Below are 18,488 nucleotides of genomic sequence, written 5' to 3'. Positions count from 1 at the left end.
CGCTCAAAAGTCGTTGTCGTCCTCCGCTGCGCTGGCCTGAACATTGGCCGCTGCGCGCTTTTTGGGGGACTTGGACTTCGGCGTGGGTTTGGGCCCCGACGCTGGGATCGCGGGCATGCCGATCGCCCCGCGATCACCCCGCACCGCGAACAGCTGGCCCTCGCGCTCGGCTCGGGTCTGCCAGCTGTCGATCGGGTCGCGCTCGCGGGCATCACACAGCTCGTTGATCGCACAGCTGCCGCAGTCGGGCTGCTTGGACTTGCACACGTGACGACCGTGCAAGATCAGCCGATGACTGACGTCGATCCACTGCTCGCGCGGGACCAGCTTGGTCAGCGTCGCCTCGACCTTGTCTGGCTTGGTGCCGGCTTTGACCACGCCCAGGCGCGCAGAGACCCGGGCCACGTGGGTGTCCACGACGATCCCGCTGGCGATCCCCCACGCGATGCCAAGCACCAAGTTCGCGGTCTTGTGCGAGGCACCCGGCAGCGCGATCAACTCGTCGTGGGTCTGCGGGACCTCGCCGGCGTGGCGGTCGACGATCGCCTGCGCGCACTCGCGAATCGCCTTGGCCTTGTTGCGGAAGTAGCCGCTGCGCTTGACGACGACCTCGACCTCTTCCTGCGGGGCGGCGGCCAGGGCGGCGGGCGTTGGCCAGCGCTCGAACAGGGCCGGGCGGATCTCGTTGATGACTGCGTCCTGGGCTTGGGCGCTGAGGATCGTGACGATCAGCAGCTGCCAGGGATCATCGTGGTCGAGCTCGCACACCGCCTTGGGCAGCGCGAGCGCCAGGCGATCGTTGACTTCGGCCAGCAAGGACGCGGGATCGGAGTGCGCGGGCATGCGCCTAGTTATACGATCACGAGCGTTCGACGTGGACCTGCAGCTGCCCGAGCTCGTCGCGGGACACGTGGACCTGCCACGGGCGGCAGCACACGTCGCAGTCTTGGACCATCTGGCCGGTGGTCGCGGGATCGACCCAGAGCTCTTGCTGTTCGCCGCACCACGGGCAGCTGACGTCAACGACATCGTCCATGCGCGGGAGCATAGTTGATGGGGCGCTCTCCTGGGGGCGCGCGCGTCAGAGCGCTGCGTACGAGACCCCCGTGAGCTCCGCCGACAGCTCCCACAGCCGGCGCGCGCTCGCCTGATCGTAGGCCCGGTCCTGCGCCCGCACCTTCCGCGGATACCCCGTCATCTCCAGCGGCCCGCCTGGCCCGTAGTAGTCGCCGCCGCTCACGTCGGCGACCGTCGCGGCGTACAGAGTTGGCAGCGCGCCCATGTAGGCGCTCTGGGCGATCACTCGATTCCCGAGCGCGCTCATCCGCTCGAACACCGAGTTCCCTGTCATCTGCGCCCCGACAAAGACCAAGTTCGTGCTCGAGTATCCGGGGTGCGCCGCGACGGCGATCACACCCTGGCGATCCGCGGCGCTGGCCTCGAGCCGCCGCTGCAGCTCGTTGGTGAACAGCAAGTTGGCGAGCTTGCTGCGCCCGTACGCGACCCACTTTTGGTAGCGCCGCGTCGACTGCAGATCATCGAGCTTCATCCCGCTGATCCGATGCGCCATGCTGGACACCGTCACCACCCGCGCCCCCGCCGTCGCGAGCAGCGGCTCGAGCAACAGCCCGGTCAGCGCGAAGTGGCCCAGGTGGTTGGTGCCGATCTGCATCTCGAACCCGTCTTCGGTCGTGCGATAGGGCAGCGCCATCACGCCAGCGTTGTTGATCAGCAGATCCAGCTGGCCATGGTCCCGGCTGAATCCACCGCAAAATTCGCGGACCGAGGCCAAGCTCGACAGATCACAAGCACGAAATTCGAGCAGGCTTCGGTCGATCCCACCGGCGGTCAGCTCTGCGATCGCGGTCTCGGCCTTGGCCTGCCCGCGGCACGCGAGGATCACCTTGGCGCCCTTGGCAGCCAGCGCCCGCGTGGTCTCGAGTCCGAGCCCGCTGTTGGCTCCGGTCACGATCGCCAGCTTGCCCGCGAGATCGGGCATGTCGTTGGCCTTCCACTTCAACGCTGTCTGGGGGGACATGCGGCGCTGGATAGCACGCTGATCACGAAGGCGCACTTGCTGCGGGCGCGTGGCGCTGGACACTCGCTCACTCTCGGCCCATTGCTATTAGCAACAGAACAGGAGGACCCATGAACGTCCCCAATCGCTGCCCTCACTGCCAAGCACCCGCGCCACGGGTGCCCCCTCGCTGGTTGCGCGCCGCTGCCCTTGCGGGCGCCTGGACCTTGGCGATGGTCTACGTGTTCGGCGCGTCGTTGCTGGGTCCCGTGGTGATCCCGGTGCTGCCCATCTTCTTTCTTGGGGGGCTGTCGATCATCACCGAGACGTACCGCTGGGCCCACGCAGATATCGCGTGTGATGAGTGCCGCAAGCTGATCGTGATGGACGGCGAGCTACTGGTGCCCGTCGGGTCCGTGCCCGCGCAGGTCATCGTGCACGAACCGTCGCACGGCATCGCCGCCTGAAAGCAACCCTTGGGTTCAGGCCCAACGGCGCCGACGCACGAAGCCAAGCAGCCCCAGGCACGCCAGCCCCAGCGCGATCTTGCCGGGGGCGTCGTCGGTCTGGATCGCGCACCCGCACCCGCTGTTGCCGAGCCCGGTGATCTGGGCCTTCGTGCTGGCGTTGTGCGCGGCGAGCAGCTCGTTGATGCGATCCGTGTTGTCGACCAGGTTCAGGAGCGGCGCGTTGTCGGCCATGTTCTCCTGGTCGATGTCCTCTTCCCACGGCATCTCGTCGGCGAAGTCGGGCCACACGATGTTGCCGGAGTCGGGGAACAGCACCTCGCGGCCATCGGGCAGCAGCACGGTCGCGCTGCCGTCACAATGGTTGGTCTGGGTCGCAAAGTTGATGTTGGGGACGTCGGGCAGGGTCGTGTTGACCCGGAAGATCGGATCCTCGTTCATCTCGGCTGGCGAGATTGTAGTGTACAGCCGCGTCAGGTAGGGGTTGTTCTCGATCAGCGCGACCGCGGCCTTGGCTGGCGCGATCACCCGCTCATCCAGACGCGCGGCAAACCCAGCGGCATCCCACGCGGCCAGATCGATCTGGTCCACGTAGCAGGACAGACAATCGTAGAACAGGTTGGCTTCGACGCCCTCGGGCGCCGGGATGAACTCGGTGACGATCGACTCGAGCAGCGGGTGCATATATGTGCACTTTGTGTCCCAGTCGGTGTCGCACAGCATCAGGCCCTGGTTCTCGAGCGCCTCGATCGCGCCGATCGGGCTGTCGACCAGGTCCAAGAACGGATCCGAGACCCAGTCCTGGTAGATCATCCAGGTCTGGATGTTCTGGCTGGTGCCCGCGTACTCGGTCACGAACGCGTTGCCGTTGGCCTCTTGGGCGTCAACGGCCATCGAGATCACTTCTTTGTAGTTGCTGCCGTTGTTGACCCAATCGAGCTTCAGCGGATTGACGAGCACGTGCCGATAGTTCGTTGGCACCACCCGGGCGTCTTGCAGAAAGAACGCGCGGATCTCCATGTCGTCGATCGCGGCGATCCGGGTCAAGCGGATCGGCACGCACGGCTCAACGCCGTCATAGCGGATCACGATCGGGTGGATCTCGTCGACCCCCGCCTGGTTGTTGAGCTTCAGCGCGACAAACAGGTAGTCGTTGGCCAGGTACTCGGCCAGGATCGGCTCGGCCGCGGGATCTTGCTGGTAGCCGTTGTCGCCCAGCCACTGCATGACGCTCTGGACCGTGCCGCCCTCGAGCACGCTGATATCGAACGCGCCAACCGTGGTCTGCAGCACGATCGAGGGGCCGCCGCCGTTGCCCTCGTCGTCGCCACCGGTCCCGGAGCTGAGCCCGTCGCCGTCCGGGGCTCCGTCTTCGCCGGCGCTCTGGGGGTCGTCTGGGTCCCCGCAAAAGTCGGTCTGGACCGAGAGCCCGTAGCTGGGCACCGAGGCGGCGAGCACGGCGTCAAACATCAATTGCGAGCCAACCGCGAACTCCGGGATCGCCATCACCGGGATCACCCACGCGAACTGCTCCGCCCCCGAGTCGGGGTTGTATTGAATCTGGATGTGGGCCTCGACGCTGGTGTCGCTGACGTGGAACAGGATGTTCTCGCCGGTCTGGTCGACGGGCATCGCGGTTGGGCCGCTGTCGCAAAAGGTCCCGCCGCAGGCCAAGGCGGTGGTCGGGGTCAGCAGCGGCGCGGCGAAGGCCAGCGCGGCGCCGGTCAAGGTGGCGGCCAAACGAGGGGAGCGAGCAAGTTCAAAGCGCATGGTCAGGTGAGTATGAACCAACCGCGGAGAGCCGGTTGATCGAGCGGCGTGGAGCAAACGTGATCGCGCCCGCCGAGTGACCGGCGGGCGCCAAGGGCTTTAACCTAGCCGGCGAACGGCACCGGGATTTCTTCGCCCTCGATCCCGGCCCTGGCGATCTGGGCGCCCGCGTCGCTTTGCAGGCCGAGGTCAGTGTTCTGATCGACGAAGCCGGCGCTCACGACCATGAGAAGGGCGATCGAGAGGAGGGCGAGGGGGCTACGGCGAGAGGTCTTCATGGTTCGGCTCCTCAGCAGGTGTCGAGACGTATGTGCCGCGACCGCGACGTTCCGATCAGGGTGCGTGAAGATCGCCAGCCAATAAATGCGCCCGGGTGACAGGTGTGCGGGGGCGCCGCGCTCTGGCCGTGCTTGGATCGGGCGAGATCGGGTCAAAACCCGAACAGGTAGGCCAGCTTCATGAACAGCACGTCCTCGTGGCGGGCCCCCGTTGCGACCAAGTTGGTGAACGCGTTGGCCGATCGATACTCGATCACGCCCTCACCCTCGGGCAGCGCGGTGCGGTGGGTATAGGCCACGAACACGAAGCTGCCCGGCAGGTACTCCCAGCGCAGGATCGAGTTGCTGGTCAGGCTGGTCAGGCCGCGATCCACCGCACCAAACCATGGATCTCGAGCGATCGGCACCAGCAGATCCGGCGCCCGAAGCTCGAGAAAGTCGGTGTGGTGGGCGGCCGAGTAGAACAGCTGGTTGTAGCTGGTCAGCGAGAGCTCGGGGGTGATCGCCAAGGTCAGGCGGACCTCGGCGTTGGTCGTGTGGATCTGCGCGCGCGCGAAGATCGGGACCTCGTCGAGCTCGCGCTCGGCGACCCAGCGGGGCCGGTCGAAGCTGCCGTTCCAGCTCCCCGAAAAATTGATCTGTAGCCGGTCGACGGGGCGAAACCCGAGATCCAAGAACACGTCGGGTCCAGGCCTGCCAGCTTGCTCGCCGTAGTTGGCCCCCACGCTGGCGCTGACTCGCTTGTTGCGTGGGGTCGAGACCCGCGCGCCGGTCCACCAGTGGATCGGGACTTCGTAGGGGATGTTGCCGCGGGTCTCGAACAGATCCAGCTGCGGCAGGTGACCGCCAAAGAACGCGCGGAACTGCCACAGCCCCAGGGTCTCGAGGGTCCAGTCGGTCGAGAGCTGCTTCTCGGTGATCTGCCCCGCGAAGCTGGAGGCGACGGTGAGATCGAGCGAGCCCGACAGCGATCGCACGTCGCCGATCGGCTGGGCGTTGTACACGGCGATCCCGCTCGAGCCGCGCACGTAGTTGTTGCGGGTCATGAACCCGAGGTCGCTGAAGTTGGCGTGGGGCGTGAGGAACTCGCCCGAGGCGCTCCACTGGGTTCGGCGACCCGAGCGGACCAAGCTGGTGCTGCCGCCCATCCCCGACTTCTCGCCGTCGTGGGTCGCGATGACCTGGGCGCCGTGCAGCCAGCGCTTGCGCAAATTGATGTTGTAGTCGAACCCACCCGTGGTCGCCTCGGGTGCGTCGCCGAGCCGGGCGACGTTGGTCACGATCCCGCCAACCCAGGTCTGTGGATCAAAGTGGCGACGCAGGCGGACGACCGACCAGCCCGAGTAGGGATCGACGGGCACCCGCTGCTCGAGGTCGTCGGTGAAGCGCTGGGTCGCAAAGGTTGGGCTGGTCGCGGCCGTCAGCACACCCATGACCCAGCCGGGCGCGATCTGGCCGGTCATGCGCATCGACCCGAGCACGCGGCTGAGCGGATCGAGCTCCACGATCTCACCGCGCTGTTGCTCGCCAAACACGACGCGCTCGGTCGTCTGCGCGCGACCTGGCCGGGGCGCGGCGCCGACCCGGCGCGAGTAGAACAGCGGAAACCGGGTCTCGAAGATCTCCTTGGACTCGAGGAAGAACCGGCGCTTCTCGGGGAAGAACACCTCGAAGGGCCCAAGGTTGAGGACCGCGGCGTCGACCTCGGCCTGGCCAAAGTCTGGGTTCACGGCCACGTCGAGGGTCAGGTCACCGGTGATCCCGTACTTGAGATCGAAGCCCGCGTTGGGCAGCGCGCGCCATGATTGATCCAGGCTGTCGGGCGGGCGCTGCAGCAAGAAGCGACCCGAGACGTAGGGTTGCAGCTCGAGGTTGAGGCCGCCGTCGATGTCCTCGATCCCGTACCAGGCGATCGCCTCGGACACCCGGGCCGGCTCGCCCTGCGGGGCGAAGCTGAGCCGATTTGTCTCTTGCTGATCATTGATGACCCGCGTGAAGTTCAGGCCGATCGTCAGTGAGGCTGCGTGCTCGAAGCGCAGCGTCGACCACGGCACGAACACTTCGGCGGTCCAGCCGGTCGCGGTCTGCTTGGCGTCGGATCGCCACACGCCGTCCCACAGGAGCTCTTGCGAGGTGTCGCGGAACAGCTGGCCGTCGAAGATCGCGCCCGAAGGCGAGACACCGAACACGTAGCCGTTGGTGTGATCGGCGTTCGAGTCGATCTCGATCTGCACGTAGTCCGACGCGACGATCTGGTCGCGCTGAAAGAACGGAGCGATCACCTCGCCGTGGTGCTCGTCGCAGTCGAACGCGAAGTACAGGCCGTCGGTCCCGTACGCGGCCCGGACCGTCGTCGCGTGGGTCGCGGCCGCGCCGAACGCTGGCGATTGTTGGATCAGCTGGGGCAGCGCGGGTACCGAGCGCCACTGCGGCTCGTCGAGCTTGCCGTCGATCGTGATCGCGTCGGCGTCGATCGGGGCCGCGCGCAGCCGCAGGCCGCGACGATCGTGATCGGGGACGTCGCCAGGCTCCTGACGCGCTTCGACCTGCGGCGTGTCTCGTTCGTCGGGGCGACCCTCGCCAGCACGCGCCGAGCTCGGCGCCAACACCCCAACCAACAGCGCAACGACTCGCCCCCGAGCCAGCCGGCTCATGCTTCTATTGACGCCCTCGCAACGCGACCAGCGTCCCGCAGCCGCCGTTGTCCTCGATCCGCGCCTGAGAGCTGCGCCGCACGTCGAGACCGCGGGCGCGCATGCGCTCGAACGCCGCCTCGTAGCGGGCTTCGTTGGTGCGGCTCTGGGTCGAGGTTGGGACTGGGTTGTAGCTATACAGATGGATCTTCAGGCCCAGCGGCTCGGCCCGGCGCAAGAACGCGTCGAGCTCGTCGTCGTCGTCGTTGAGATCGGCGAGCAGCAGATACGCGAGGGCGAGCTTGCGTCGGCGCGCGCCCGAGATCGAAGGGACGCGCTCGCGCAGCAGCTCGAACAGTGGATCGAGCGCGGGCCCGCGCGGGACCGTGCGCGCGCGGGTTGACTCGTTGCCGGCGTGGATCGACAGGCTGATCCCGTTGTGGGGCGGCGCGTCGTCGCTCAGCCACTCGCCAAGCCGCCGCAGCGGCCCGCCCGAGGTCGTGATGCTGGCCGGGGTGGATCGGGCCCGACACCAGCTGACGAACTTTGGCACCGCGGGGTTGTGAAGCGGCTCGCCGACGCCAGACACGGTCACCCGCCTGACGCCAAAGCCCGCGCCCTGATCCGCGATCGCGGCGTCGACCGCCTCGACCTGGCCGATCAGCTCATCGAGCTCGAGGTTGCGAGACAGCCCGTTGGCCCCCGACGCGCAAAATGGGCAGCCGACGGCGCAGCCGACCTGCGACGACACGCACAGCGAGTCGCCCCGATAGAGCACGCTCTCGACGGCGGCGCCGTCCTCGAGCTGGACGACGTAGCGCCGGTTGAACACCGGGCCTTCTGCGTCGCCCTTGGCCCGGCACGCGGCGCCGCGGTGCTCTTCGATGATCTCGACCACTCCCGCGGAGCTATCCCGACTGGGCGCCGGGGTCCAGGGGCGAGGAGCGGACTGTGCGCTGTATGCGCGAATTGGTCAGCTCGATTGCGCGCAAAAGCCTGACGGAGGCGCGCATGACGAAGTTTTCGCGGCTTGCGCGATCTTTCGTGACTGATTCACTCGTGGCAGACACTACCGCTGCGAGTGAAGCGGATGGAGGGGCAGACACAAGCAGAGGTCGAGCGCGCGAAGCTGGCCAAAGAGCGCCTGTTCGGCGGCGATGGCGCCGATCAGCTGCGCAAGCAGATGATCAAGGCGCGCTTCCTCCAGAGTCTGTCGCCGCCACCCGGTCCGAACAACGGGCCCAAGACGGGGGGCGACGAGACGAGGGATCAGCGCGAAGGCGCGACGGAGCCCTCGAACGACGGGCTGACCATCGAACTCGCGCACATTGATCGCTTCGCGGTGCTGCGCAAGCTCGGCGAGGGTGGGATGGGCGTCGTCTACGCCGCCTTCGACGAGCAGCTCAATCGGCGGGTCGCCATCAAGCTGCTCCGCACGGACCTGTCCAAGGACGAGCGCGGCCGCGCCCGCATGCAGCGAGAGGCGCAGGCGCTCGCGCGGCTGTCTCACCCCAACGTCGTGCAGGTCCACGAGATTGGTCGGTGGCGCGAGCACGACTACGTTGCGATGGAGTACGTCGAGGGCCAGACCTTGCTGCGCTGGCGCGAGGCGCAGGAGCGGACGTGGCGCGAGGTCCTCGACGTGATGATCCAGGCTGGTCGCGGGCTCGCTGCCGCTCACGCCGCCGGCCTCGTGCACCGTGACTTCAAGCCAGCAAACTTGTTGGTCGGCAATGACGGTCGGCCCCGGGTGCTCGACTTTGGGCTGGCCCGCGCGGCGACGCCAGCCACGAGCGAGGGCCGCAGCGAGGATCCCTCGAGCCCGCGCGTGGAGGTGGGCGAGCTGTTCGAGACGGGTGAGCACGGCGAAGGGCTCCACTCGGAGACCGGCGGCTTCACCCACGATTCGGGCAGCAGCAGCAGCAACAGCAACAGCGCGTTCGACCAGCTGCTCACTGCCACCGGCTCCGTGTTGGGGACGCCGGCCTACATGGCGCCCGAGCAGCACCTGGGCGAGCGCGCGACCGAGCTCAGCGATCAGTTCAGCTTCTGCCTGGTGCTCTACGAGGCGTTGTTTGGCGACCGGCCCTACAAGGCGCGGAGCCGCCACGAGTACTCGGTGCGCGTGCGCGACGGTGACTTCACCGTCCCGGGTCCGAACTCGGGGGTCCCAGGTTGGCTGCGTCACGCGGTGTGCCGTGGGCTCGCCCCGCAGCCCGCGAATCGCTGGGCTTCAATGGACGCGCTGCTCGCCGAGCTTGGGCGGGACCGTGCGCGGGCCTGGAAGCGGACCACCCTCGCGGCGGGGTTGATGGCGAGCGTGGGCGTCGCGGTGGCGCTTGGGAGGTTCGGGCCGTCCGCCCCCGTCTGCGAGTACGACCGCAGCGTGGTTGACGATAGTTGGTCGGACACGCAGCGAGCCAGCATGCGCGCAGCGTTCTCGGCGACGGAACTCGACGGCGCCACGCAGGTGTTCGAGCACACCGCGCGGGCGCTCGACAGCTACGCGGATGCGCTGGTCGCCGCGCGGACCGACGCGTGCGAGCAACGCCGCGTCCACCAGGCGCAGACCGATCAACAGCTCGAGCTGCGCATGAGCTGCCTCGAGCAGCGCGAGGGGGAGCTGGCGGCGGTGGCCGAGCTGTTCGCGGCGGCGGACCAAGGGGTGGTGCTGCACGCGTCGGAGCTGGTCGCGGGGCTTGGCGACATCGACATGTGCGCGGCCGTCGAGCTGCTCGAGCGCCACACGCCGGTGCCCAAAGATCAGGTCACGGCGGCCGCGATCGCCCAGGTTCGCAGGGACATCGCGTCGGCCCAGGCTTCCGCGCAGGCTGGGAAAATATTGGCGTCGAATGAGCTGGTGGCGAGCATCGAGCAGCGGGCGGCCGATCTGAACTACGGGCCGCTGCTCGCCGAAGTCGCGTTCTCGCGAGGGTTCATGTTCATGGTGGCCCGCGAGCTCACGGCGGCCCGCGGCGCGTTCGTCGAGGCCATGTATCTGGCCGAGATCAGCAACTTCGACGAGCTGCGCTGGCGGTCCGCGATCGTGATCGCGCAGCTGTCCGAGCACGAGGATCCCAGCTCGAGCCTCGCGTTCGCCCTCGCTCGCGCGGCAGTGGGCTCACTCGGGGATCGCCCGGTCGATCGGTACGGGCTGGGCTTTGCGCAGGCGCGCGCCCTCGATGCGCACGGACGGCACGAGCTCGCGCTCGCAGAATTCGATGAGGTCGTGGCGCTCGCGCGGGACGGGTTCGCGGGCAGTCAGCACAAGCTGGTTTGGGCACTCAAAGCGCGCGCTGCCGTCGCTGCGTCGATCGGTCGTGGCGAGCAGGCGCGCGCCGATCTGGCCGACGCGCTGCAGCTGCGTGAGCAGCTTGGCGCCGACGATATTGCGATCTTGCACGCGACGCGGGACCTCGCGATCCTCGAGCTCGAGCAGAGCGACTACGCAGGCGCCAAGAACCACTTCAATGAGGTGCTAGCCGGGTACGCGCGGGTCTACGGACCCGAGAGTGCCAACGTCGGACACGCGCACCTGGGACTGGCCGAGGTCGCCCTTGCGCGCGATCACTACGAAGAAGCGGAGCAGCTGATCGGTGACGCGCTGAAGATATTCGACGCCACCCACCCGGACCACGCGTGGGCGCTGGACGCGTTGGCTGGCGTTCAGCTACGGCGGGGTGCGTTTTCGTCTGCGGTGGACTCGCTCGAGCGGGCACTGGCGCACAGCGAAGCGGTGAGCCCCGGCGACGCGGCGGATCTGGGCTACCGTCACGGTCGACTTGGTGATGCATTCGCGCAGCTTGGCCAGCATGAGCGAGCGCTCGCCGAGTTCGATCTGGCGATCGAGCTGTTGGACGGAGAGCCGCCGAACATCGACCAGACCACGCCGCTGATCGGTCTAGGGATGCTTCGCCTCGAACTCGGCCAGCCAGAGCTCGCGCGCGCGTCGTTCGAACGCGCGGTCGACGTATCGTCCGCCGCCGACCATCCGATGCTCGCCGCACAGGCGCGGCTCGGACTAGCTCAGGCCTCGGGGGTGCTCGGCGACCACGATCGTCGGGTGGCACTTGCGGTCGAAGCGGAGCGCTTGTTGCTGGACCTCCCTGACGCTGTCGCGCTGCGCGAGCGCGCGAAGGAATTGCAGGGCACTTGACCCAGCGCGCGAACTACTTCATCGAATTTGGGAGTGGCAACCGATGACGTACAACTTCACCGATAACCCAACCCCCATCCTGAACAGCATCGTCGACGCGACCGGAGCGGTCGGGCTCAAAGAGGGATCACCGCAAGGTGACCTCATCACGCCCAATTTCACGGGTAGCAGCGTGTCCGTGTCAATTCAGCCTCCAGAAGGCTGGTCGCTCGACGATGTGGTCTGGACGACCGGTGGCACCGGCACCTTTGGGCTCCCTGAGCCCGGTCAGGAGCACAGCCATGAGTTCAGGTATACGGTCTCCCAAAACGGGACCTCTCAGACGCATGCAGGATCGTTCAAGATCAAGAAGGACGGCACCGCACCGCCACCTCCCTGACCGCTGAGACCCCGTCTGAGATTCAGTCGGACGTCTCGTGCTCATCCTGGCGCTCGTCCTCGTCAGCCGGCTCGCCGCCTGCGTGGATCGAGCGGACCCAGTGCTCGAGGTCCTCGAGCGTGCTTCGGAGCTCTTCGGGGTTTCGCGCGAGGGCCTTCATCTTCTTCTTCAGCAGCCGCTTCCCCTCGCGGATCCGGCTGCGAACCGTATTTTCCCGCAGCTCGATGATCTTGGCGATCGCCGAGCCAGACAGCTCCTCCCAGTAGTACAGCTCGAGCACCACTTGGTAATCGAGCGGGATCTGTCGGAGCGACTCGAGCAGCAGCTGATGCTCGCGTCGCTCTCGGATCATTGTGCTCGGCCCCGGCGCGAGGTCCTGCGCGCTGATCTCGGTGAACTCGAGCCGCTCCGACTCGCGCTTGCGCGAGCGATAGTGCCCATGCAGGACGTTGTGGGCGATCCCAAACAGATAGGTTCGAAAGCTCGAGTCGCCGCGAAAGCGCTTGTGGTTCTCGACGCAGGCCATGAAGGTCTTTTGAACCAAGTCATCCGACCCCTCGACGACCTTGTTGCGGAAGAATCGGTCGATCCGTGAGAAATGCCGCTCGAACAGCTCATCGGCCGCACGCCGATCGTTGGCGATCCAAGCTTCGAACAGCTCGAGGTCGGTCATGCGCCGATAGTCCCGCGACACCGCGTGAAGCTATCACGGGCCGCGCGCAAGTGACTGCGCATGACATTGGGAGTCGCGTTTACTGCGCAGTCCAAATGAACAGTTCACCCGGCGCTGATCATGCGCGTTTTCGCGCGTTGTCAGCCCGCGAACTTCGCGTCGACCTAGAGAAAATTGAGGCCAAGCGAGATCAGTCGCGCGTGGACCGCGTGGGTCGCGGGGCGTCGGATTGCCCCACGGTTTGGAGCCCGAGCTCACCCACGAGGTGGACGAGATCCCGGGGGGCCCAGGGCTTTTGCAGGAGCGCATCGACCCCAAGCGCATTGAGCTGCAGCGACCCTTCGTCCTGCGCGTAGCCGCTCGAGATGATCACGGGCACGTCGGGTCGCCGCGTCCGGATCCGTGCGAGCAGCTCGAGACTGTCGAGCCCAGGCATGGTGCGATCGAGCACGATCAGATCGATGTCGTCGGCGTGGGCCTCGAACAGGCGCAGACCATCGTCGCCGTCGCAACCCAGCAGCACCTGTTGGCCCGCGCCCTCGAGCACCTCGCCGGCGAGCTCGCGGATCATCTGCTCATCGTCGACGATCAGGACCCATGCCGGCCCGCCCGGGCGGGGCTGGGCGCGCCGACGGCGGCGGGGACCCACCATCTGCGAGAGATCGGTCGCGGTCGGCAGCCGGATGCGTGGACGCGGCGCGTCTTCATCTTCGGCGGCGGCGAGCGCCTTCGCGTCGGGGCAGCGCAACAGCACGCGAAACTGGGTGCCCTCGCCGACGCTGCTGTCGACCTCGATGTCGCCGCCGTGGCTCTGCACGATCCCAAGCACGGCGGCGAGGCCAAGTCCGTGCCCGGTTGGTTTGGTCGTGAAGAAGGGATCGAAGATGCGCTCGAGCTTGTGGGCAGGGATCCCGCAGCCTTCGTCACGAACCTCGAGCATCACGAAGTCGTCGGGGGTCGCCGCGCGGGTGAGCTCGGTCCCGGACGCATCGACGGTCCGGGTCAGGATCCATACGCGTCCTCGCCGGCCCTCGAGCGCCTCGGATGCGTTGGTGACCAGGTTCATGGCGACCTGCTGGATCTGGACGGGATCGCCAGTGACACGCGGCGCGGGTCGGTCCAAGTCCAGGATCAGCTCGGTCTGCTTGTCGAGCCCGGGCCTGACCAGGCCCACGACCTCGCGGACGAGACCAGGCAGGTCAATGGCGCCAGTGCTGGTTCGCGAGCGACCCGCGTAGGCCAGCATTTGCTCGACGAGGATCGCGGCGCGTCGCGAGCTATGGGCGATCGCCTCGATGCGCTGGGTTGCGCTGGCCCGGCTGAGCGCCGATGGATCGTTGGCTTCGACCGCGAGCATGCTCGCCTGGCCAAGGATCCCCGCGAGGATGTTGTTGAAGTCGTGCGCGATGCCGCCAGCGAGCATGCCCACGGTCTCGAGCGTCTGGCTGCGACGGATCCGGGCCTCGAAGTCGTCGCGCTCGGCTTGGAGTCGGGCCTCCGCGTGCTCCGAAAACAGGCTCAGGGTGCTGATGATCGCCAGCGCGGAGAGCAGGTTGAGCGCGATCAGGGCGGGGCCCTCGGCTGCTGTGAGGCTGGGGTCGTAGCTCAGCCACGGCACCACGTCGATCAGCCAGAACGCTGCGATACACACCGTCGAGACCAACGAGAACCCGATCGTCCAGCGGGCGCCAAGGAACAGGCCCGCGCTGGCTGGCACCGCCAAGAACCACACGATGATGACCGAGTGCAGACCCTGTTGCTTGTAGACCACACCCACCGTGGCCAGCACCGCGGCGAACAGCATCCACGCACCCGCGAGGTTGGGCGACTTGGTCCAGCGCAGCACGAAGGGCGCCAGCGCGAACATCGAGCAGAGCAGCACAGCGATCGCGAGGGTGAGCGGCGTCGGGCTGCCATCGAGGGGCTGCGCCAGCGCGGGTATCAAGGTTGCGACGATCGCGATCGGGCTGACGAGCACCAACGCGATCGCACGGGTCGTCGCGGTGGTCCCGAGCGCCCGGATCTCATCGGTGACGAACCATGCGGTCGACTGACTGGCCCTCTCGAGGACCCGCGCGAGCCAGGACCGATCGCCCGCTGCTGGTACCTCGGAGCCCACCTGCGTTGCATATGGCCACGATGGACACTTGGGCGCAACCCAGGACACCCCATCGCCCCTCAGCAAGTGAGCGCTGAACTCTACGAAGGTGCTCGCAAGCGGGCGAGAAGCCCTCGCCCGAGCTGAAAACAGTCCGCAAGCGGGCGAGAAGCCCTCGCCCGAGCTGAAAACAGCGAGCCCTCGCCCGAGCTGAAGACAGTTTGACCTCAGTCCGCGCTCGCGGGCGGAACCGAGGCTTGGCTTGGACCGTCTTTCGGGCTCGATCCGTCAGACGGCCCAGTCACCTCGAGCGGCTTGGCCAGTGCCGGCGGCGAGGGATCGGGAAAGCGCGCGGGAGGTGCCTTGTCGGCGCACCCGAGCGCTCCACCCACGCTCGCGCAGGTGAGCGAGATGATCCAGATGAGGTGAAGGTGACGCGGACGTTCAGTCGTCGTCAGACTTGTCGTCGTCGTCGTCGTCGTCGTCATCGTCGTCGTCGAGTTCGTCCAACACCGCGGGCACGTCGGCGTCATCGGTGAGATCGTCGCCGTCAGCGTCGTCGTCGATCTCGGCGTCATCGTCGTCGGCCACGGGCGTCTCTGGGTCGCCGTCTTCGTCGTCGTCGTCGTCGTCGTCGTCAGCCTCGAGCTTGTCGGGATCACCGACGAGCTCCTTGACGTCGTCGTCATCCTCATCCTCATCGTCGTCGTCGTTGCCGAAGGTCGCCGCGTCGATGAAGGTTGCGTCGGTGTTGGAGCCGGCCATCAGCTGGGCGCGCTGCTCCTCGATGAAGTCCCGGATCGTCTGCTCGACGTCTTCGTCGTAGCGCACCGAAGCTTTGGCGATCTCGCGCAGGGCCACGACCCCGACTTTGTTGCTGCTCTTGACGAGCGCGGTGCCCTTGCCTTCGCTCAGCGCTCGCGCGCGACGGGACGCCAGCACCGTGAGTGCAAAGCGATTTGGAACCTGTTCGAGGCAATCTTCGACGGTGACGCGTGCCATGAGGAGGGCGGAGTATGGGGGGCACTTTTGGAAATGTCCACTGGCCCGAATGACCGCTGGCGGGATGTGCGCCAGGCCCTGCGCGGCCGAAAACAGCGGTATTAGGGGTTAGTCGATCCTGTGTGGCGGGTCTGACGGCGGGGGGATCGCGGGCTGGGCCCTCACGGGCACCGAGATCAGTGTCCGGACCCGGGTCGCGCTAGCGATCGTCTGGCTCCGAGTCAACTCCGACGAGGCGGGCACGTATCGAGCGCAGCTCGGCCTCGACGATCTTGTCTTTTGGCCGCTGCAAGTGCGCCTTGACCTCGATCAGCTGGTCGAGCGACAGCACCTGCACGGGCTGGCCGGGCAGCAGCTCCATCTCGATCGCGTCGATGTCCTCGAACCCGCCCAGCGGTTCGACTGTGCCGAGCACGTCGAGCCGTCCGATATCCGTGTCGAGCAGCAGGAGGCGAAACTTGGTGAGTTCGGCGGCGGATTGCCAGACGACGCCAAGATCCGGGCGCGTGGCGTGGTGCGGACGAAGCGGCATGATCGCGTCCAGCAGACGGGTGAGATTTGCCTCTGTGAGCGGCGCGACGACGTCGAGGTCGCGGGTTGGTGTGAGCGCTCCGTGGGCGAGGGCCGCGGCGCCACCGATCACAATAAACTCGAAACCCGCGTCGACCAGTGCCCGCAGCAGGCGGGCGCTGTCAACGTCGCTCACGCAGCGCCTCGGGCCAGGCCGGGTCGGGTCCGCCGAGGGCGTCGATCTTCTCCCACAGCCGCTCGCGCTCGAGTTGCTCGCGCAGCTGAACACAGACGGTGGTTCGCTGGACGGCGTCGATGAAGCGCTGGTGTTGGTCCGCCTGGCGAAGGCGCTCGTGCGGGGGCAGGGTCAGGTTGCGCACGAGCATCATGACGTCGACACCAAGCTCGATGCCCGACTCCCAGTCGTGGCCGTACGAGGGCAATCCACGAGCTGCGTCGGCGGAGGTCTGCAGCTCGGCGAGGTCGCAGCGCGCTCGCGCAGCGGCGACCCCGTGCTCGTGTTCGAGGTGGACCGGCGCGGTTTCAGCACCGGCGCCCAGCTCGGGCGTGAGCACAGGTGTGAGCACGGGCGTGAGCACGGGCGCAGGATAGCACTTCAGCCGCGGGAGAGTGCGCGCTCGCTCGCTCGCACTGAGCGCCCGGTTCACGCTATCCTGCGCGCCGCATGACCGCACCGGTCCTAGAGGTCGATGGCCTGCGCAAGGAGTTCGTGCGTGGGTTCTTGCGCAAGCGGACGGTGGCGGTCGACGGCATCAGCTTTCGCGTCGAGCGTGGCGAGGTGTTCGGGTTCCTTGGCCCCAACGGCGCGGGCAAGACCACGACCATGAAAATGCTCATGGGCCTGATCTACCCGAGCTCCGGCAAGGCAACGATCCTCGGGGCCGCGGTCGGGGACATCGAGGCCAAGCGGCGGATCGGGTACCTACCCGAGAACCCCTACTTCTACGACTACCTGTCGGCGACCGAGTACCTGCACATGATCGGCCGGATCTACGGGCTCGATCGGGCCGAGCGACACAAGCGATCCTCGCGCCTGCTCGAGCGACTGGGCCTGGCCATGGCCGAGAGCCGAGCGATGCGCAGCTACTCGAAGGGCATGCTGCAGCGGGTTGGGTTGGCCCAGGCGCTGATCGGAGATCCCGAGCTGGTGGTCCTCGACGAGCCGATGAGCGGGCTCGATCCGATCGGCCGTCGCGAGGTCCGCGACCTGATCATCGAGCTGCGCGAGCAGGGCAAGACCGTGTTCTTCTCGACCCACATCCTCGCCGACGCCAACCTGCTCTGCGACCGGGTCGGGATCATCGTCAAGGGCAAGCTCCGCGACGTGGGCCCGCTCGGCGAGCTGCTCAGCCCCAAGGTCCTGCGGATCGACGTGCTGTGGCAAGGCAGCGAACAGCTGCAAGCCGCGCTGCGCGAGCAGTTTGACGGGTCCGAGCCTGGTTCCGAGCCCGGGTCCGAGCCGACCGCCAGCCCGCACAGCAGCAGCTCGGAGGGCCAAGTGTTCGTCGCCCAGGCCCAGGCCCAGCTCGATCGCTTCGTGGCCGCCGTGATCGCGGGCGGCGGCGAGATCAGCTCCGTGACACCCCAGCGCGAGACCCTCGAGCAGCTGTTCGTGCGTGACTCGGGCTCACGCCCAGAGGAGCAGCGCTCATGACGGACACCCCCAAGCACCCACGCGGCGTGCTCGCCGGCTTTGGGCGGATGTGGGCGATCGCGCTCAACACCTTCCGCGAGGCCGTGCGCAACAAGGTGCTGGCGATCCTCGTGATGTTCGCCGTCGCGCTGATGGCGTTTTCCCTGGTCCTGGGGCAGCTGTCGCTGCACGAAGAGATCCGCATCATCAAAGATCTGGGGCTCGCGGGCATCAGCATCTTTGGCGTGGTGATTGCGCTGTTCTTGGGCGTGAACCTGCTGAGCAAGGAGCTCGATCGCAAGACCGTCTACGCGATCGTCCCCAAGCCGCTGCACCGCCACGAATTCTTGCTTGGCAAGTACTTGGGGCTGGTCGTGACCATGGTTGCGCTGGTCGTGCTGATGAGCGCCGTGCTCGCGGGGTTCTTGCTGATGCAGGGCGGGCGACACGGCGTGCTGATGGTCCGCGCCGAAATTCTGATCTTGCTCGAGCTGCTGCTGCTCATGGCCGTGGCGATGCTGTTCTCGAGCTTCAGCTCGCCGTGGTTGTCTGCGATGTTCGCGGGGTCGCTGTGGGTGATCGGCCGCAACACCGCAGAGCTCGAGGCCTTCGCCACGGGCAAGCTCGAAGGCAGCGCGGGCGGCACGGTGCTCGGGGTGGTCTTGGAGCTGCTCCCCGACTTTCGGATGTTCTTCGTGTCCGGCGCCAACTTTGACGAGACGGTGGTCAGCGTCCACGAGAGCTTCGTCAGCTGGGCCTACGTCGGCAGCGCGTCGGCCTACGCGGCGGCCTATGGCGGGATGTGCTTGCTGATCGCCGTGCTGCTGTTTCAGCGGCGTGACTTCACCTGA

The 18,488-nt window shown here is 67.1% G+C and carries 17 protein-coding genes; 5 read left to right on the top strand and 12 right to left on the bottom strand.

Features of this window, described 5'->3' with window-relative positions; translation table 11 throughout:
* Window positions 1-3: 3 nt before the first annotated feature.
* The 3 genes from nth to DB30_RS16435 are packed head-to-tail and all read right to left on the bottom strand — an operon-like array spanning window position 4 to window position 2,038.
* Window positions 4-843 carry an endonuclease III gene (gene nth, locus DB30_RS16445; RefSeq protein WP_146659206.1) on the bottom strand — a complete coding sequence of 280 codons (840 nt, stop codon included), beginning with the start codon at window positions 841-843 and terminating at the stop codon, window positions 4-6.
* Window positions 844-859: 16 nt separating this feature from the next.
* Window positions 860-1,036 carry a zinc ribbon domain-containing protein gene (locus DB30_RS16440; RefSeq protein WP_146659205.1) on the bottom strand — a complete coding sequence of 59 codons (177 nt, stop codon included), beginning with the start codon at window positions 1,034-1,036 and terminating at the stop codon, window positions 860-862.
* A gap of 45 nt (window positions 1,037-1,081) precedes the next feature.
* The gene (locus DB30_RS16435; RefSeq protein WP_052549944.1) at window positions 1,082-2,038 is read right to left on the bottom strand and encodes an oxidoreductase; all 957 of its coding nucleotides are present in this window, start codon (window positions 2,036-2,038) and stop codon (window positions 1,082-1,084) included.
* A gap of 110 nt (window positions 2,039-2,148) precedes the next feature.
* Between DB30_RS16435 and DB30_RS16430 the strand changes: the two genes are divergently transcribed.
* Window positions 2,149-2,484, top strand: coding sequence for a hypothetical protein (locus DB30_RS16430; protein WP_146659203.1), 336 nt, complete (start codon window positions 2,149-2,151; stop codon window positions 2,482-2,484).
* A 15-nt stretch (window positions 2,485-2,499) separates the two neighbouring features.
* Here DB30_RS16430 and DB30_RS16425 read toward each other — a convergent pair whose 3' ends face one another.
* From DB30_RS16425 to DB30_RS16410, 4 genes are all read right to left on the bottom strand, one after another.
* A complete protein-coding gene (locus tag DB30_RS16425) occupies window positions 2,500-4,254 on the bottom strand; it encodes a DUF2330 domain-containing protein (protein WP_146659201.1) in 1,755 nt (584 codons plus the stop codon).
* 104 nt (window positions 4,255-4,358) lie between these two features.
* Window positions 4,359-4,532, bottom strand: a complete 174-nt coding sequence (locus DB30_RS16420; protein ID WP_153258339.1) for a hypothetical protein — start codon at window positions 4,530-4,532, stop codon at window positions 4,359-4,361.
* A 152-nt stretch (window positions 4,533-4,684) separates the two neighbouring features.
* Window positions 4,685-7,186 carry a DUF5916 domain-containing protein gene (locus DB30_RS16415; protein WP_052549938.1) on the bottom strand — a complete coding sequence of 834 codons (2,502 nt, stop codon included), beginning with the start codon at window positions 7,184-7,186 and terminating at the stop codon, window positions 4,685-4,687.
* A 4-nt stretch (window positions 7,187-7,190) separates the two neighbouring features.
* On the bottom strand, window positions 7,191-8,063 hold the full coding sequence (locus tag DB30_RS16410) for a radical SAM protein (protein WP_052549935.1): 873 nt from the start codon (window positions 8,061-8,063) through the stop codon (window positions 7,191-7,193).
* A 192-nt stretch (window positions 8,064-8,255) separates the two neighbouring features.
* On the opposite strand from DB30_RS16410, the gene DB30_RS16405 reads away from it, so the two are divergent.
* Window positions 8,256-11,321 carry a serine/threonine-protein kinase gene (locus tag DB30_RS16405; protein ID WP_052549933.1) on the top strand — a complete coding sequence of 1,022 codons (3,066 nt, stop codon included), beginning with the start codon at window positions 8,256-8,258 and terminating at the stop codon, window positions 11,319-11,321.
* 43 nt (window positions 11,322-11,364) lie between these two features.
* On the top strand, window positions 11,365-11,700 hold the full coding sequence (locus DB30_RS16400; RefSeq protein WP_052549931.1) for a hypothetical protein: 336 nt from the start codon (window positions 11,365-11,367) through the stop codon (window positions 11,698-11,700).
* A 22-nt stretch (window positions 11,701-11,722) separates the two neighbouring features.
* Here the strand turns inward: DB30_RS16400 and DB30_RS16395 are convergent, their stop codons facing one another.
* The 5 genes from DB30_RS16395 to DB30_RS16375 all read right to left on the bottom strand — a co-directional run bounded on the left by DB30_RS16395 (window position 11,723) and on the right by DB30_RS16375 (window position 16,582).
* On the bottom strand, window positions 11,723-12,373 hold the full coding sequence (locus tag DB30_RS16395; protein WP_052549929.1) for an RNA polymerase sigma factor: 651 nt from the start codon (window positions 12,371-12,373) through the stop codon (window positions 11,723-11,725).
* 190 nt (window positions 12,374-12,563) lie between these two features.
* A complete protein-coding gene (locus DB30_RS16390) occupies window positions 12,564-14,492 on the bottom strand; it encodes a hybrid sensor histidine kinase/response regulator (protein WP_052549927.1) in 1,929 nt (642 codons plus the stop codon).
* 423 nt (window positions 14,493-14,915) lie between these two features.
* On the bottom strand, window positions 14,916-15,473 hold the full coding sequence (gene rpoZ, locus DB30_RS41485; protein ID WP_205633002.1) for a DNA-directed RNA polymerase subunit omega: 558 nt from the start codon (window positions 15,471-15,473) through the stop codon (window positions 14,916-14,918).
* Between the two features lie 199 nt (window positions 15,474-15,672).
* A complete protein-coding gene (locus DB30_RS16380; RefSeq protein ID WP_052549924.1) occupies window positions 15,673-16,179 on the bottom strand; it encodes a hypothetical protein in 507 nt (168 codons plus the stop codon).
* On the bottom strand, window positions 16,166-16,582 hold the full coding sequence (locus DB30_RS16375; protein WP_052549922.1) for a hypothetical protein: 417 nt from the start codon (window positions 16,580-16,582) through the stop codon (window positions 16,166-16,168). The genes DB30_RS16380 and DB30_RS16375 overlap by 14 nt, the downstream gene beginning before the upstream one ends.
* An 86-nt stretch (window positions 16,583-16,668) precedes the next feature.
* Here DB30_RS16375 and DB30_RS16370 point away from each other — a divergent pair, with 86 nt between their 5' ends.
* Complete coding sequence (locus tag DB30_RS16370; protein WP_052549920.1) at window positions 16,669-17,658, top strand: ABC transporter ATP-binding protein; 990 nt, start codon at window positions 16,669-16,671, stop codon at window positions 17,656-17,658.
* Window positions 17,655-18,488: an ABC transporter permease gene (locus tag DB30_RS16365; protein ID WP_052549918.1), complete on the top strand. Its 834-nt coding sequence runs from the start codon at window positions 17,655-17,657 to the stop codon at window positions 18,486-18,488. The genes DB30_RS16370 and DB30_RS16365 overlap by 4 nt, the downstream gene beginning before the upstream one ends.

Source organism: Enhygromyxa salina, from assembly GCF_000737335.2.
GTDB lineage: Bacteria > Myxococcota_A > Polyangia > Nannocystales > Nannocystaceae > Plesiocystis > Plesiocystis salina_C.
The sequence above is the reverse complement of the archived record's forward strand: the minus strand, read 5'-3'. Positions and strand labels throughout refer to the sequence as shown.

Coding starts and splice junctions, on each gene's coding strand:
- DB30_RS16440 (WP_146659205.1), bottom strand. CDS start 1,036: ATGGACGATGTCGTTGACGTCAGCTGCCCGTGGTGCGGCGAACAGCAA.
- DB30_RS16370 (WP_052549920.1), top strand. CDS start 16,669: ATGACCGCACCGGTCCTAGAGGTCGATGGCCTGCGCAAGGAGTTCGTG.
- DB30_RS16425 (WP_146659201.1), bottom strand. CDS start 4,254: ATGCGCTTTGAACTTGCTCGCTCCCCTCGTTTGGCCGCCACCTTGACC.
- rpoZ (WP_205633002.1), bottom strand. CDS start 15,473: ATGGCACGCGTCACCGTCGAAGATTGCCTCGAACAGGTTCCAAATCGC.
- DB30_RS16405 (WP_052549933.1), top strand. CDS start 8,256: ATGGAGGGGCAGACACAAGCAGAGGTCGAGCGCGCGAAGCTGGCCAAA.
- DB30_RS16415 (WP_052549938.1), bottom strand. CDS start 7,186: ATGAGCCGGCTGGCTCGGGGGCGAGTCGTTGCGCTGTTGGTTGGGGTG.
- DB30_RS16435 (WP_052549944.1), bottom strand. CDS start 2,038: ATGTCCCCCCAGACAGCGTTGAAGTGGAAGGCCAACGACATGCCCGAT.
- DB30_RS16420 (WP_153258339.1), bottom strand. CDS start 4,532: ATGAAGACCTCTCGCCGTAGCCCCCTCGCCCTCCTCTCGATCGCCCTT.
- DB30_RS16395 (WP_052549929.1), bottom strand. CDS start 12,373: ATGACCGACCTCGAGCTGTTCGAAGCTTGGATCGCCAACGATCGGCGT.
- nth (WP_146659206.1), bottom strand. CDS start 843: ATGCCCGCGCACTCCGATCCCGCGTCCTTGCTGGCCGAAGTCAACGAT.
- DB30_RS16430 (WP_146659203.1), top strand. CDS start 2,149: ATGAACGTCCCCAATCGCTGCCCTCACTGCCAAGCACCCGCGCCACGG.
- DB30_RS16400 (WP_052549931.1), top strand. CDS start 11,365: ATGACGTACAACTTCACCGATAACCCAACCCCCATCCTGAACAGCATC.
- DB30_RS16365 (WP_052549918.1), top strand. CDS start 17,655: ATGACGGACACCCCCAAGCACCCACGCGGCGTGCTCGCCGGCTTTGGG.